The sequence below is a fragment of the Robbsia andropogonis genome (genome assembly GCF_000970345.1).
Taxonomy (GTDB): domain Bacteria; phylum Pseudomonadota; class Gammaproteobacteria; order Burkholderiales; family Burkholderiaceae; genus Robbsia; species Robbsia andropogonis.
This window is the reverse complement of record NZ_LAQU01000005.1, coordinates 96,415-110,161: the sequence shown is the minus strand read 5'-3', so window position 1 is coordinate 110,161 and position 13,747 is coordinate 96,415. Positions and strand designations below refer to the sequence as shown.

At 62.1% G+C, this 13,747-nt stretch carries 14 protein-coding genes; 13 read left to right on the top strand and 1 reads right to left on the bottom strand.

The genetic code is table 11. The features are described from left to right. Positions 1-208: 208 nt before the first annotated feature. From fliF to fliR, 13 genes are all read left to right on the top strand, one after another. Complete coding sequence (fliF, locus tag WM40_RS06835) at positions 209-1,993, top strand: flagellar basal-body MS-ring/collar protein FliF (protein ID WP_046152510.1); 1,785 nt, start codon at positions 209-211, stop codon at positions 1,991-1,993. Then, positions 1,983-2,978: a flagellar motor switch protein FliG gene (gene fliG / locus WM40_RS06830; RefSeq protein WP_024904069.1), complete on the top strand. Its 996-nt coding sequence runs from the start codon at positions 1,983-1,985 to the stop codon at positions 2,976-2,978. The genes fliF and fliG overlap by 11 nt, the downstream gene beginning before the upstream one ends. Further along, the gene (gene fliH / locus WM40_RS06825) at positions 2,971-3,618 is read left to right on the top strand and encodes a flagellar assembly protein FliH (RefSeq protein WP_046152509.1); all 648 of its coding nucleotides are present in this window, start codon (positions 2,971-2,973) and stop codon (positions 3,616-3,618) included. The genes fliG and fliH overlap by 8 nt, the downstream gene beginning before the upstream one ends. Beyond that, entirely contained in the window at positions 3,615-5,069 is a 1,455-nt protein-coding gene (fliI, locus tag WM40_RS06820) for a flagellar protein export ATPase FliI (protein WP_279612247.1), read from the top strand. The genes fliH and fliI overlap by 4 nt, the downstream gene beginning before the upstream one ends. After that, positions 5,066-5,515: a flagellar export protein FliJ gene (gene fliJ / locus WM40_RS06815; protein ID WP_024904065.1), complete on the top strand. Its 450-nt coding sequence runs from the start codon at positions 5,066-5,068 to the stop codon at positions 5,513-5,515. Before fliI ends, fliJ begins: the two co-directional genes overlap by 4 nt. A gap of 133 nt (positions 5,516-5,648) precedes the next feature. Further along, positions 5,649-7,301 carry a flagellar hook-length control protein FliK gene (locus WM40_RS06810; RefSeq protein WP_081764988.1) on the top strand — a complete coding sequence of 551 codons (1,653 nt, stop codon included), beginning with the start codon at positions 5,649-5,651 and terminating at the stop codon, positions 7,299-7,301. 308 nt (positions 7,302-7,609) lie between these two features. Then, positions 7,610-8,098 (top strand): flagellar basal body-associated protein FliL, encoded by a 489-nt coding sequence (gene fliL, locus WM40_RS06805; protein ID WP_036010690.1) that lies wholly within the window; start codon positions 7,610-7,612, stop codon positions 8,096-8,098. A 10-nt stretch (positions 8,099-8,108) separates the two neighbouring features. Then, on the top strand, positions 8,109-9,122 hold the full coding sequence (gene fliM, locus WM40_RS06800; protein WP_024904062.1) for a flagellar motor switch protein FliM: 1,014 nt from the start codon (positions 8,109-8,111) through the stop codon (positions 9,120-9,122). A 1-nt stretch (position 9,123) separates the two neighbouring features. Beyond that, a complete protein-coding gene (fliN, locus tag WM40_RS06795; RefSeq protein ID WP_024904061.1) occupies positions 9,124-9,534 on the top strand; it encodes a flagellar motor switch protein FliN in 411 nt (136 codons plus the stop codon). Continuing rightward, positions 9,531-10,253 carry a flagellar biosynthetic protein FliO gene (fliO, locus tag WM40_RS06790; RefSeq protein WP_052738206.1) on the top strand — a complete coding sequence of 241 codons (723 nt, stop codon included), beginning with the start codon at positions 9,531-9,533 and terminating at the stop codon, positions 10,251-10,253. The genes fliN and fliO overlap by 4 nt, the downstream gene beginning before the upstream one ends. A 2-nt stretch (positions 10,254-10,255) precedes the next feature. Further along, positions 10,256-11,209: a flagellar type III secretion system pore protein FliP gene (gene fliP / locus WM40_RS06785; protein ID WP_024904059.1), complete on the top strand. Its 954-nt coding sequence runs from the start codon at positions 10,256-10,258 to the stop codon at positions 11,207-11,209. A 16-nt stretch (positions 11,210-11,225) separates the two neighbouring features. Then, positions 11,226-11,495, top strand: a complete 270-nt coding sequence (fliQ, locus tag WM40_RS06780) for a flagellar biosynthesis protein FliQ (protein WP_024904058.1) — start codon at positions 11,226-11,228, stop codon at positions 11,493-11,495. After that, positions 11,495-12,292 carry a flagellar biosynthetic protein FliR gene (gene fliR, locus WM40_RS06775; RefSeq protein ID WP_024904057.1) on the top strand — a complete coding sequence of 266 codons (798 nt, stop codon included), beginning with the start codon at positions 11,495-11,497 and terminating at the stop codon, positions 12,290-12,292. Before fliQ ends, fliR begins: the two co-directional genes overlap by 1 nt. Positions 12,293-12,446: 154 nt before the next feature. Here the strand turns inward: fliR and flgL are convergent, their stop codons facing one another. Beyond that, complete coding sequence (flgL, locus tag WM40_RS06770; protein ID WP_024904056.1) at positions 12,447-13,670, bottom strand: flagellar hook-associated protein FlgL; 1,224 nt, start codon at positions 13,668-13,670, stop codon at positions 12,447-12,449. Positions 13,671-13,747: the final 77 nt, after the last annotated feature.

Below are 13,747 nucleotides of genomic sequence, written 5' to 3'. Positions count from 1 at the left end.
AAGCGTGGCGCGACGTTCCCGCCATCCTCGCAATCGGACTGACACGGCAAAGTATGGGCTCCGGACGCATGATGCCGCACAGCGGCGTGCAGCACACGTCATAGGCCCGGACCATGAACCCGTAGTGCTTGCCCCGACCGTCATCCATGGCCTTGCAACTTGATCTCCACTACCGCAGCACGGCGTTTGAAGCCGGCGCGTTCGCGCGATGAGCACGCCGCCTGTCGCCGCCGGAGCGGGTGCCATGCCGCAAGCCACGGCCGTGACTGCTCCGGTACGTCCGGGTCAGACCGTGGACGTTCAGCCGGTGCAGCAACCGCTGATCGACCGCCTGCGCGCGAATCCGAAGATCCCGTTGATCATCTCGGCAGCGTTCGCGGTCGCGATGCTGGCGGCGCTGTATATGTGGATGCGCACCCCGGACTACCGCGTGTTGTTCAGCAATCTGTCGGATCGGGACGGCGGTGCGATCATCCAATCACTGCAGCAAATGCAGGTCCCCTACAAATTTGCCGAAGGCGGCGGCGCCATTCTGGTGCCGTCGGACTCGGTGCATGACGTGCGACTGCGTCTCGCGCAACAAGGTCTGCCGAAGGGAGGCTCGGTCGGCTTCGAGCTGATGGACAACGAGAAGTTCGGGATCAGCCAATTCGTCGAGCAGGTCAATTACCAACGCTCGCTGGAAGGCGAACTCGAAAGGACGATCGGAGCCATTTCCGCGATCCAGAGCGCGCGTGTGCATTTAGCCATGCCGAAGCAGTCCGTGTTCGTTCGCGACCAGCAAAAGCCATCCGCATCGGTGTTGTTGAATTTGTATCCCGGTCGCGCGCTGAGCGATGCGCAAGCGAGCGCGATCGTTCATCTGGTGTCCTCCGCGGTACCGGACATGCCGACGGCGAACATCACGGTCGTTGATCAGAACGGCAACCTGCTGACCGGCTCGCAGTCCGCACAAGGTCTGGATGCGCGCCAACTGAAGTATGTACAGCAGATCCAGGACAACGCCCGGCAACGGATCGAAGCCATCCTGGCGCCGATATACGGTGCAGGCAACGTCCACGCGCAGGTCAGCGCCGACATCGATTTCGCGCAAAGCGAACAAACGTCTGAAACATATCGTCCAAACCCGGCATCGGATGCGTCCATCCGCAGTCAGCAGACGACCATGTCGTCAGACAGCAGCAATGGCGCGAACAGCGGTGGCGTTCCCGGCGCGTTGTCGAATGAACCACCGGCAAACCCGACCACGCCCATCACGAATGCCGGCCCGAACGGCGCCGGTGCGCAAGGCGCCAGTGCGGTCACCACCGCCACGAATCAGGCAAATGCCGCCGGTCCAACGAGTGTACGTCGCGATTCGACCACGAATTACGAACTGGACAAGACGGTTCGCCATTCGGATCAGCCGATGGGCGGTATTATTCGGATGTCGGCAGCGGTTGTCGTGAACTACATGCAGAAGGTCGACGCGAAGGGTGTGAAGACGTTGCAGCCGGCCACCGCGGACCAGATCACGCAGACCACCGCGTTAGTCAAGGACGCGATGGGCTTCGATGCCAAACGGGGCGACAGCGTCAACGTCGTGAACGCGGCGTTCGACGGTTCGGATGCACCGTTGGCGGCGGCACTGCCGCTCTGGAAGCAGCCAGGCATGATCGACCTGGGCCTGCACATCGGCAAGTACGTGTTGGGCGGCCTGGTCGCGATGTATCTGTTCTTCGGGGTGTTGCGTCCGTCGATGCGCAAGCTGTTCCGTCCGGAACCGCCGCCGACATCGGCTGCCGCCGCGCTCGAAGGTGGCGGCGGTGCCGACGGCGCCGCGGCATTGACCGCCGATGTGACCACCGGCGATCCGGACGCCCGTGTGGCGATCGAGCAGAACAGTAGTGTCCATGCATATGAACGTGACCTGGAGTTTGCCCGCCAGATCGCGCGCTCCGATCCGAAGGTGGTGGCAACCGTGGTCAAGAGCTGGATAAGTGATGAACGCTGAAGGACTTCAACGTAGCGCCGTACTGCTGATGTCGTTGGGCGAGGACGAGGCCGCCGAGGTCTTCCGCTTCCTCGCCCCGCGCGAAGTACAGCGCCTGGGCGCCGCCATGGCCGCGCTCAAGGCGGTGTCGCGCGAGGATATCGGCAAGGTGTTGGGCGACTTCGTGGAAACCGCGCAACAGCACACCGCCCTGAGTCTCGACTCCGGCTCGTATATCCGTGCGGTACTGACCAAGGCGCTGGGCAACGACAAGGCCGCGGGCCTGATCGAACGGATACTCGAGGGCGGTGACACCAGTGGCATCGAAGGCCTGAAATGGATGGACTCGGCCGCGGTCGCCGAATTGATTCGTAATGAACACCCGCAAATCATCGCCACGATCCTCGTTCACCTCGACCGGGACCAGGCATCGGAAGTATTGGAATGCTTCACCGAGCGCCTGCGTAATGACGTGGTGCTCCGGATCGCCACGCTCGATGGTATTCAGCCGCAGGCGTTGCGCGAACTGAACGATGTGTTGACGAAGTTGCTGTCGGGCAGCGAGAACATCAAGCGCAGCCCGTTGGGCGGGGCGAAAACCGCTGCGGAAATCCTGAACTTCATGGGTGGCGTCAACGAGGAATCGGTGATCGAGAACGTCAAGAAGTACGACGCGGATCTGGCGCAGAAGATCGTCGATCAGATGTTCCTGTTCGAAAACCTGCTGGAAGTGGACGATCGCGGCATCCAATCGATCCTGAAGGAAGTGGAGTCCGAGGCGTTGATCGTCGCGCTGAAAGGTGCCCCCACCGAGTTGCGCGAGAAATTCCTGCGCAACATGTCGCAACGGGCGGCAGACCTGTTCCGCGAAGATTTCGAGACACGTGGTCCGGTCCGAGTGTCGGACGTGGAAGCCGAGCAGAAACGTGTTCTGCAAACCGTGAAACGCCTGGCCGATTCGGGCGTGATCATGCTGGGCGGCAAGGCCGACGAAGCCTATGTCTGACGGACTTATTCCCAAGGAACGTCTAAGCGCGTATCAGCGCTGGGAGATGGCATCGTTCGACCCGGTGCCGGAGCCTATCGAGGACCCCCTCGAGGCGCCCCGTGCCGCCGCGCGGCTCGAAGGGTATGCCGCCGGTCACGAAGAAGGCCATGTCGCCGGCTTCGAGGCAGGTCGCAGCGAAGGCTTCGAACAAGGCTTGTCCGATGCACGTGCCCACGCCGCGCAACTGGCCGGCTTGGTCGCCGCTTTCTCCAGCGCGATTGAGACGCTGGACGAACAGATGTCGGAATCGTTGCTGACGTTGGCGCTGGACGTGGCCAAGAGCGTCCTGCGCCAAACGGTGGACCTGGACCCCACCGCCATGCTCGGTGCCGTGCGGGAAGTATTGAGCGCCGACCCACCACTGGTAGATGCGCCGGTGTTATTGGTCAATCCGGCCGATCAACCATTGATCGATGCCTATCTGGCCGGCGACCTGGCCGCGGCGGGATGGTCGGTGCGGGCGGATTCGGCCATCGAACGCGGTGGCTGCCGTGCCAAGGCCGTCAGCGGCGAGATCGACGCGACGCTGGCCACCCGCTGGGCGCGCGTGGCCGCATCGCTCGGTCGTGAACAGCAATGGTCGGAGAACGGTCGATGAAGCCGGCTCGGATGCCCACCCCGCAAGCGCTGGCCAAGGCGGCTATTCCGGCGTCGGCCGCCACGTTGTTGGCCTCGCATCGCGAGGGCCATCTGACACGCTGGCGGATGTCGCTCGAAGCCGCGCAATCGCGTAGCGCGGAAGCGTTGCCATTGCGTGCATGCGGCAAGGTGGTGCGCTCCGCCGGACTGGTGCTGGAAGCCACGGGACTGAGGCTGCCGATTGGCGCGAACTGCTATATCGAATTGCCGGGCATGCGTGCCGGCGCCCGGGCGGAAGCGGAAGTCGTCGGTTTCCAGGGTGATCGACTGTTCCTGATGCCTACCAGCGACCTCTCCGGCTTGACACCGGGGGCGCGGGTGTTCGCAATGGAATCCGCACCGGTGGTGGGAGCGCAATTGAATGCAAAACGTCTGCCGGTAGGCATGGCGATGCTGGGTCGCGTGGTGGACGCCGCCGGCAATGTGCTGGATGACAAGGGGCCGTTGAACAACGAGGCGTCGGCGCCGTTGACCGGCGACGTGATCAACCCGCTGCAACGCGAGCCGATTCATGAAGTGCTCGATGTGGGCGTGCGCGCGATCAATTCGCTCCTGACCGTGGGTCGCGGACAACGGATGGGCCTGTTCGCCGGCTCCGGTGTTGGTAAGTCGATGCTGTTGGGCATGATGGCCCGCTTCACCAGCGCACAGGTGATCGTCGTCGGTTTGATTGGCGAACGGGGCCGTGAAGTCAAGGAATTCATCGAGGAAATCCTGGGTGAAGACGGTCTGGCGCGCGCGGTAGTCGTGGCGGCCCCCGCCGATGTATCGCCGCTGCTGCGCCTGCAGGGCGCCGCCTATGCCACGTCGCTTGCCGAGTACTTTCGTGACCAGGGGCTGGATGTGTTGCTGATCATGGACTCGCTCACGCGCTATGCCATGGCGCAGCGGGAGATTGCGTTGTCGATCGGCGAGGCCCCTGCGACGAAAGGCTATCCGCCATCGGTTTTCGCGAAGCTGCCAGCGCTGGTCGAGCGCACCGGCAACGGGCCGCCGGGTGGCGGGTCGATCACCGCCTTCTATACCGTCCTGACGGAAGGCGACGATCAGCAGGACCCCATTGCCGACTCGGCACGGGCTATTCTGGACGGCCATATCGTGTTGTCGCGCACGCTAGCCGAGTCTGGGCATTATCCGGCAATCGATATCGAGCAATCGATCAGCCGCGTGATGAATGCGTTGGTCGGTGAAGACGAATTCGACAAGGTACGCAAGTTCAAGCAGATGCTGTCGCGCTACCAGCGCAACCGTGACCTGATCAATGTGGGTGCCTATCAAAGCGGGCGCGATCCAATGCTTGATCGTGCGATTTCGCTGTATCCGCGGATGGAAGCATTCTTGCAGCAACGTGTGCGGGAACGCTGCGATCATCCCGAAGCGGTTGCCCAACTGGACATGCTGCTGTCATGAAGCAAGCCCTGCCCTTCACCACGCTGATCGACCTCGCGCAGCAGGAAGTGGACGCAGCCGCGCAGGCCCTGGGCGCATTGCAAAGGCAGCGAGACGACATGTTTGGCAAGCGTAAGAACCTCGACGGCTATCGCGTCGAATACGAGCAGCAACTCGCGCAAGCCGCCCGTGATGGCATGACGATGGGGCAGCGCCGGAATTACCAGGCCTTTCTTGGAACATTGGGGACGGCCATCGATCAGCAGCAAACGCAGGTGGAGATGCTTGATCGGAAGATCGAAGTCGCCCGTCTCCTATGGCAGCAAAAGAAACAGAAGCTCAGCTCGTTCGAAACGCTGGAAACCCGGGCGCGGCAGGCGCAAGAACAACGCACCGCCCGTTACGAACAACGTATGACCGATGAATTCGCTGCCCGCCGCGCACGCGAGATGCAGCGCGGCTTCTAAGTGTCGGACGTTCCGCCAAGGCGGCGTTCGACAGGGAGTGGCAGTAGCAAACTTGTACCGTTATTTCATTTAACCGATTGATTCTGTTTTTACCAGCGGCCTTGTATCGCTGGTTCCGTGAAGGAAGAGTCCCATGCGCTCCGATACCGCCGCTTCCCCGTCCTCTCCGATGGTTTCGCCGCTGCTCACGCAACCGGTGCCCACAAGCCTGACGAATGCCGACGATCGTGCCATTTCTCGCTCCGGAGAACGCTTCCGTGATGCGTTAGACGCGCAAAAGCGCGCGGCCGATGAGGATCGTCGCGACGCGCGTCAGGCACAGGCACATGCTGACGAGGCATCGCGCCAACAGGACATTACCCAACAAAACGCCTCGCAAAACGCCCGCTTGCAGCAGCATATCGCCGACACGACCGCGTGGCAGGCGCAGGAAGCGCGTGCGCGCGGCGCGCAGCAACAAACGCAGCAAGCCACCGAAGCGCGCGCCGCGGCCGATCGCGCGCAAGACAGCGCCGACGTGCAATCCGACACCGAAAAGGCCGCCGCCCAGACGCAGCAAGCCGACACGAGCGCCGCAACGGCACAAGCGGCCGCCGCAGCCGGCGCGGCAGCACAGCAACAAAACGGCACGCAAGTCACGGATGGGGCGGCAAAGGCCGATGACAACGCCGCAAATACCGACGGTACGGCCACGGTTGCCGCTGCGGGCGGTACGGCCGCAGGCGACGGCGCCGACGCGACCACCGCGACCTACAACAGCGCGGATGCCACCACAACGGGCATCGGGTCGACAAGCGCCGGCGCATCGGCACAAACCCAGGGGGATGCCGACGCCGACGACAGCGGTGATGCAGGTACGAGCGCGGCGAATGCCCCCTCGCTGACGGCAACGTCGGGCACCGTTGGCGCGGGGGCGGCCGCAGGCAACGAAGGCGGTAAGTTCACCATAGGCAATGCATTCTCCGCAAATGCTCCGACGGGAAGCGCAGCCGGCGCGACCGACACTGTCGCCGATAAGACAGGCGGAACCGATGGCATGAAGTCGCGCGACGACAAGATGCTCGCAGCCTTGGCAGGTGGCGGAACCGCATCGGGTACGGCCGATATCAGCGCGCAAGCCAATGCCGCCGCGACGGCCGATACATCGGCGCTAGGCGCGCAAGCCAATGCGCAGCCGGATCCATCGGTCGCGGCGGCGGCAATGGCAACGCCGACGCAGCAGGGGCCGATGCAATCCGTCGCGCAGCAGGCGGTGGCGCAACAGTCGCCCGCCTTTGTGCCACAACAGCTCGACACGCCATTCGTGGACGCGCGCTGGGCCGATGCCTTCAACCAGAACGTGATGACGATGTCGCGTCCAGGCAACGAACAGCGTGCGGAGTTGACGCTGAACCCACCGAATCTCGGACCGGTGCAGGTGGTATTGAACGTTGTCGGTTCAGACGCACAGGCAACCTTCGTGTCGCAGCATGCGCACGTGCGTGATGCGATTGAAGCCGCCATGCCGGCACTGCGCGAACGCTTTGCGGAAAGCGGCATGCAACTGCAGACGAACGTCGCACAGACCAATGGTGACACGCAGGCGCTTGCCAACAGTCTTGCGAACGCCGGATCTGGCGGTGCGCAAGGTAATGGCCAGAACGGCGCTGACCGTTCCGCCTATCGCGAGTCGGCGCGCATCGGTGCGGCGGCGGGCCGCCCCGCCTGGGGCAATACCGGAGCGGCTGCGACGCCAGCCACGTCACGCGGCACCGGCGCCTTGTCCGGTGTCGACATGTTTGCCTGATCAGCCCTCTGCGCGGCTCAAGCCAACCTGGGGCGCATCGCGATTAGCGGTGCGCCAGGGTGACTGCCCTGGGCTGCAGGACCGTTGTCACCACGCCGCCAATCGGCCGCCGCCCATGACACGATGTCGCGGCACGGTATCCCCGCGAGGCTGCCGCAACCGGCAGGCTGTCATAAAACGCCAAACTGACGCACCATTGCCCGTCTGTTTGTACGTTGCATCTTGCTGAGTCTCAGGCATCATGCCAACTTGAAGATTGCGCGACACGCGATGGGCGTGATTGCGGGACAGTCATCGAGGTCAAGATTATGAGTTCATCCGCGGCGCAAGGTGGGAAGGAAGTCAAAACCGGCAAAAGCAAGCTGGTACCCATCCTGATCGTCCTGATCGTGCTGTTGCTGGCAGGCGGCGGCGGTGGCGGTTATTTCCTGTACAAGCGATCGAGTCAGCCGGCCGTGCCGGTCGTGCCACCGCCCGTCTTCTTTGCGTTGGACCCGTTCACGGTCAACCTCGCAACGGATCCGGACAGCGATGGCAGCGATCACTATTTGCACCTGGGCCTGACGCTGAAGATCGGAAGCGCCGATGAGGAGCACAAGCTGACCGAATACCTGCCAGAAATCCGCAGCCATATCCTGTTGCTGCTGTCGTCGAAGAAGCCGTCGGACCTGGCGACCGTGGCGGGCAAGCAAAAGCTGTCCGATGAACTGCGCACCACGATTGAAAAAACGTTTGACCATGACAGCCATGCGCCGAAGGTATCCGGCGTGTTGTTGACCGACTTTGTGATCCAGTAATCCCACGGCCATGTCGACCGAAGAGTTTCTGTCACAGGAAGAAGTCGATGCGCTACTCAAAGGCGTCAACGGCGAATCCGATGCAACCCCCGATAGCGGCGATGCGGCAGGCATACGCACGTACGACATCGGCACGCAGGAACGGATCGTCCGCGGCCGGATGCCGACGCTCGAAATCATCAATGAACGATTCGCGCGGCTGTTCCGTGGCGGTCTGTTCAATTTCATGCGCCGCAGCGCCGAAATCTCGGTCGGTCAGGTCAAGGTACAGAAATACGGCGAATTCATCCGTAATCTGCCCGTTCCCACCAACCTGAACCTTGTTCACATCAAGCCACTGCGTGGTACGGCGCTCTTCATCTGCGACCCGCAGCTGATCTTCCTGATCGTGGACAATCTGTTCGGCGGCGACGGACGGTTTCACACGCGGATCGAAGGACGGGATTTTACGCCGACGGAACAACGCATCATCCAGAAACTGCTGGACCTGGTACTGGAACACTACGGCGCCTCCTGGAAGCCTGTGTTCCCGGTGGAATTCCAATACGTGCGCGCGGAAGTGCATACGCAGTTCGCCAACGTGGCAACGCCGAATGAAGTGGTGGTCACCACGACGTTTACAATTGAACTGGGACCGGGGGGGGGCCAGTTGCACGTGTGCACGCCGTACTCGATGATCGAGCCGCTGCGCGACCTGCTGAGCAGCCCGTTGCAAGGCGAAGCGCTCGAAGTGGACAAACGCTGGGTGCGGCTGCTGTCGCAACAGGTGCAATCCGCGGACGTGGAACTGCGCGTGGATCTCGCCGAGATGCGCAGCACGTTCCGAAACATCCTGGCAATGCGGGCGGGTGATGTGATCCCACTCGACATGCCGGACCAGGTCGTAGCGAAGGTCGACGGCGTGCCAGTGATGGAATGCGCATACGGGATCTTCAACGGGCAACACGCACTCCGCGTGTCGAAGATGATCCGAGCCAGTGATTCGTCCCGCGAAGGCGGTGGCGATGGGCAAGACGAGGGCTGACATGAGTGATACCGATCAGATGGACGACTGGGCGAGCGCGCTCGCCGAACAGCAGCAAAGTACCGCCGCGCAGGCCACTGCCACCACCGCCGCGACGGCCGGGGCGGTGTTTCAACCGCTAATCAACACTAATACCGAAGGAACGGCGCCGAACGATATCGAGATGATTCTCGATATTCCAGTGCAGTTGACGGTGGAGCTGGGCCGAACCAAGATCGCAATCAAGAATCTGCTGCAATTGGCGCAGGGGTCCGTGGTCGAACTCGACGGGATGGCGGGTGAACCAATGGATGTGCTCGTCAACGGCTGCCTGATTGCCCAAGGGGAAGTGGTTGTCGTCAACGACAAGTTCGGTATCCGTCTGACGGACGTCATCACGCCGTCGGAACGGATCCGGAAACTGAATCGATGACGACCGATGCGGCATCGCGCGCCGCATCCGCCTCGACTCATGCGCCAACCGATGGCGCATCGACCGGCGCGTCGTCTTCAGTCGACGGCGACACGACACCGGCCAGCACCGGCGCGTCGGGTAATCCGTCCACCACCAACTCGGGTGTCATGGGGCCGGTGGTTGCGTCGCATACGCGCGTGGACAGCGCGCCCGCATTGCCGGTCAGTAACGGCACGGCGTCTACCGCCGTCATCGGAAGCGCCGTGCCGTCGATGGGTGCCGGTGCGATGTTCCAGGCCGTATTCGGCTTGGCCGTCGTTATCGCGCTCGTTTTTGCTTGCGGGTGGATCGCTCGCCGTCTCGGCCTGAAGCCGACCATGCGACGCAGCGGCATTGTCAAAGTTGTCGGCGCGGCCGCGCTTGGCGCTCGTGAGCGGGTGGTGGTGGTCGAAGTGCGGGACACGTGGCTGGTGTTGGGCGTGGCCGCCGGCAGCGTGCGCCGCCTGCATACCCTGCCCGCGCAGGACGCAGCCATGCATCATGGTACGACAACACGAGGATCCGGAAACGAAAGCAGTACGCCCGCCAATGACACCGAGGCATCCCGCGCGGGAACCCATGCAACCGACGACAAGCCGCATGATGCATTACCCTCTTTTCAAACGGCGCTCGCCCGCCAGCTGAAAGACCGCCTGCAAGGCCTCGGCCGCTCTGGCAACCCTGGCGGCAAGGATTGAACATGTCCGCAGTTTCGTTTTTTCGCGGTGTGCTGCAACGCATGCCCACTCTGGATGCGACGTCAACGGCAAGCAATCCGCGGGCGCCCGGCGACGACTCCCCTGTCCCACGGGCATTCGAACGTTTGAACACCCTGCACGCCACACCGCGCGGGACGGGGTCATCCCGGACCCATGCGCCGCGTTGGCTGCCACACGGTGGATGGTCATGGCTGCTCATAACGGCAGTGTTGTTGCTGCTGGGTGTAGCGCTAGCCGGCAATGCCGACGCACAGACCGCCACGCTGCCAGCATTGAACAGCACCCCCGGCGCCAACGGCAACACCACGTATTCGCTGTCGGTACAGACGCTGCTCGTCCTGACGATGCTGTCGTTCCTGCCGGCGATGTTGCTGATGATGACCAGTTTTACGCGGATCATTATCGTACTGTCGCTGCTGCGTCAGGCCATCGGCACGACAACCACGCCGCCGAATCAAGTCTTGCTCGGCCTGGCATTGTTCCTGACGTTCTTCATCATGTCACCGGTGTTGGACCGCGCCTACCAGGATGCTTACCAGCCCTTCTCGACCAATCAGATCACGTTCGATCAGGCGATCCAACGCGGCGGTGTCCCGTTCAAGCAATTCATGCTGCGTCAGACCCGTGAATCCGACTTGGCGCTCTTCGCGAAGATCGCGAAAGCGCCGCCGATGAACGGTCCGGACGACGTGCCAATGCGTCTGTTGCTGCCCGCCTACGCGACCAGCGAAATCAAGACCGGGTTCCAGATTGGTTTCACGATCTTTATCCCATTCCTGATCATCGATCTGGTTGTCGCCAGTGTGCTGATGTCGATGGGGATGATGATGGTCTCGCCGGCCACCATCTCACTGCCGTTCAAGCTGATGTTATTCGTGCTGGTGGACGGCTGGAATCTGTTGATCGGCTCATTGGCACAGAGTTTTCTGACGTGAAACGGAGGCATGCGAAATGACGCCGGAATCCGTCATGACAATGGCCCACCAGGCAATGCAGGTGGCCTTGTTGCTGGCCGCGCCACTCCTGCTTGTCGCGCTCGTCGTAGGACTGGTGGTGAGCTTGTTCCAGGCCGCGACCCAGATCAATGAAGCGACGTTGTCCTTCATCCCGAAGCTGATCGCGGTGTTTGTCGCGTTGGTGATCGCGGGCCCGTGGATGTTGAATATGATGCTCGACTACATGCGTGCCATCCTGACCGGCATTCCGGGCGTGATCGGCTGATGATCACCGTCACCTATGCGCAGTTGCAAGCGTGGATGGGTGCGTTCATCTGGCCTTTCGCGCGCTTCCTGGCACTCATCACCACCGCGCCGGTTCTTAGCGATAATGCGATACCGGTTCGCGTCAAGGTCGCGCTCGCCGCACTTCTGGCCATTCTCGTCTCGCCCACGCTCGGCCCGCTACCAGACGTTCCCATCGGCAGCGGGCCGGGGTTGTGGGCATTGGGTGAACAGATCGTCATCGGTGGATCGATTGGCGTGGCGATGCGGATCGTATTCGGCGCGGTCCAGGCCGCCGGCGAATATGCCGGGCTGCAGATGGGCCTGTCGTTTGCGCAACTGATTGCCCCTGGATCCGATGGCTCGACGCTGGCTTTGTCCCGACTGCTGGACATCTTCGCCATGTTGATATTCCTGGCGATCGATGGCCATCTCCAACTCATCGCAACACTGGCAGCCACCTTCCAAACCATGCCGATACGTGCGAATGCCGTCGGTTTGCTTGGAACGGCATCGCATTGGCGCATCCTTGCGGAATGGGGAAGCGTCGTTTTCTGGGCAGGGTTGATGTTGTCGCTGCCGATTGTCGTCGCGTTGCTCATCGCAAACCTTGCGTTGGGTATCCTGAACCGCGCGGCGCCGCAGATCGGGATTTATCAAGTGGGCTTCGCCATCACCTTGATCACCGGCTTTCTGGTATTGCAGCTGATTCTACCCAACGCAGCACCCTTCATACTCCGGCTGTTCAATATGGGCATGGGAACGATCAGTCGCCTGACAGGCGCGGAAGGACTCTAGCGCCTCTTCGTGGAAACCGGACGGCGACAACAACGCTGGAGGAACCACGGCGGTTGATGACGCTGACGCTCGCACAGTGCCTCGCCGCCAAGTACTGCATGTGCTCGGCCAAGGCCGGTCCGCTGCCGGCCTTGCATGCGCGTGGTTCCAACCCTTACTTGATCAAATCGAACAACGACAGGTTCTGGACCTGCATGAAAGTCTTCTCCGCGGCGGTCAGCGAGTTCTGCAGTTCACTGAACTTGCTGTACGTGGAGACAAAGTCGGAGCCGGTCAGGTCGTTCAACTGCGTTTGATACTGCGTACCGCTGTCGGTATTTTGCGTGCTGAGCGTGGCGACTTCCTGCTCGCGCGCGCCTACGCCGGCCTGCACCGTCAGTACGTTGTCCAACGCGTTTACCACTTGCTGGTTCGCCGTCGACAGTGCATTCGCCAACCGTGCGTTGCCTTCCGAACCCGACGTCGCGTTGCGGATCATCTTCGCGGCTTGCGTCAAGGTGCTGAAGATATCCATGCCGGCGCTCTGCGGACTTTGCATCCGCACCGTGTCACCAGGCTCGGGCGTGCCGTTGATCGTGATGCTTTGCCCCGCGAACACGATTGCCGAACCCGTATCGAACGGTTGGTCCTTCGCGATATCCGCTTTCGTCGTCTCGTCGTGGATTGTGTAGCGCAGTCCGCCGTCCTTGCTTTTTGCGAACGAGATCGAGAAATCGTCGTTGTACGCGGGATCGTTCATGTCGCGCGATGAAATGGGTGACGCCAGTGCGTTTCCCGTGTTCGACGCCGGTGCCGTCACCACACGCGACGCGCCTACCGAGACGCGTTGGAAAATATTGCTACCGACGTTGCCGATCGTGATCTGGCGCGTGTCAGTCACCTGTACCGCGCGCTGCCCCGGGCTACCCATGTAAATACCACGGCCATTCGCATCGGTGGAGAACGGTGCGGTACCGGTGTTGTAGCCACCGAACAGATAGTTGCCTTCGCTGTCCGTCGTATTGGCCATGCCCAGCAACTGGTCGCGCACTGATTCGAGTTGCGTCGCCAACGCGGCACGCGATGTCTTGTCCAACGACGTATCGCCCGCATTGACCAACAGCGTTTGGGCCTGCTGCACCAACGTCGTCACATTGCTGAGCGTGTTGTCCTCCAGCTGCAGTTGTGACTTCGCGATATTCAGGTTGCTGGCGTATTGCCCCAGTTTCGCCGTCGTCTCGGTCATGCGCACGGCGGACGCCGCGGCCTGCGGATCGTCCGCGGCCGTTGCGACGCGCTTGCCACTGGCGATCTGTTTCTGCAGATCCGCCAGCGACTTCTGTTGACTGTCGATCGTGTCGAGGCTGTTCGAATACAGCGTGTTCGTCGCGATACGCATGATTGTTTCTCACTGCCCGCCATCGCGGGCCTGCTTGCGGCCACATTCGCTGCCGCCCGTCCTGACCCCGATCGGGG

Bases quoted from the DNA above. Each gene is read 5' to 3' on its own strand.
- fliF (WP_046152510.1), top strand. From the start codon at position 209: ATGAGCACGCCGCCTGTCGCCGCCGGAGCGGGTGCCATGCCGCAAGCC.
- fliG (WP_024904069.1), top strand. From the start codon at position 1,983: ATGAACGCTGAAGGACTTCAACGTAGCGCCGTACTGCTGATGTCGTTG.
- fliH (WP_046152509.1), top strand. From the start codon at position 2,971: ATGTCTGACGGACTTATTCCCAAGGAACGTCTAAGCGCGTATCAGCGC.
- fliI (WP_279612247.1), top strand. From the start codon at position 3,615: ATGAAGCCGGCTCGGATGCCCACCCCGCAAGCGCTGGCCAAGGCGGCT.
- fliJ (WP_024904065.1), top strand. From the start codon at position 5,066: ATGAAGCAAGCCCTGCCCTTCACCACGCTGATCGACCTCGCGCAGCAG.
- WM40_RS06810 (WP_081764988.1), top strand. From the start codon at position 5,649: ATGCGCTCCGATACCGCCGCTTCCCCGTCCTCTCCGATGGTTTCGCCG.
- fliL (WP_036010690.1), top strand. From the start codon at position 7,610: ATGAGTTCATCCGCGGCGCAAGGTGGGAAGGAAGTCAAAACCGGCAAA.
- fliM (WP_024904062.1), top strand. From the start codon at position 8,109: ATGTCGACCGAAGAGTTTCTGTCACAGGAAGAAGTCGATGCGCTACTC.
- fliN (WP_024904061.1), top strand. From the start codon at position 9,124: ATGAGTGATACCGATCAGATGGACGACTGGGCGAGCGCGCTCGCCGAA.
- fliO (WP_052738206.1), top strand. From the start codon at position 9,531: ATGACGACCGATGCGGCATCGCGCGCCGCATCCGCCTCGACTCATGCG.
- fliP (WP_024904059.1), top strand. From the start codon at position 10,256: ATGTCCGCAGTTTCGTTTTTTCGCGGTGTGCTGCAACGCATGCCCACT.
- fliQ (WP_024904058.1), top strand. From the start codon at position 11,226: ATGACGCCGGAATCCGTCATGACAATGGCCCACCAGGCAATGCAGGTG.
- fliR (WP_024904057.1), top strand. From the start codon at position 11,495: ATGATCACCGTCACCTATGCGCAGTTGCAAGCGTGGATGGGTGCGTTC.
- flgL (WP_024904056.1), bottom strand. From the start codon at position 13,670: ATGCGTATCGCGACGAACACGCTGTATTCGAACAGCCTCGACACGATC.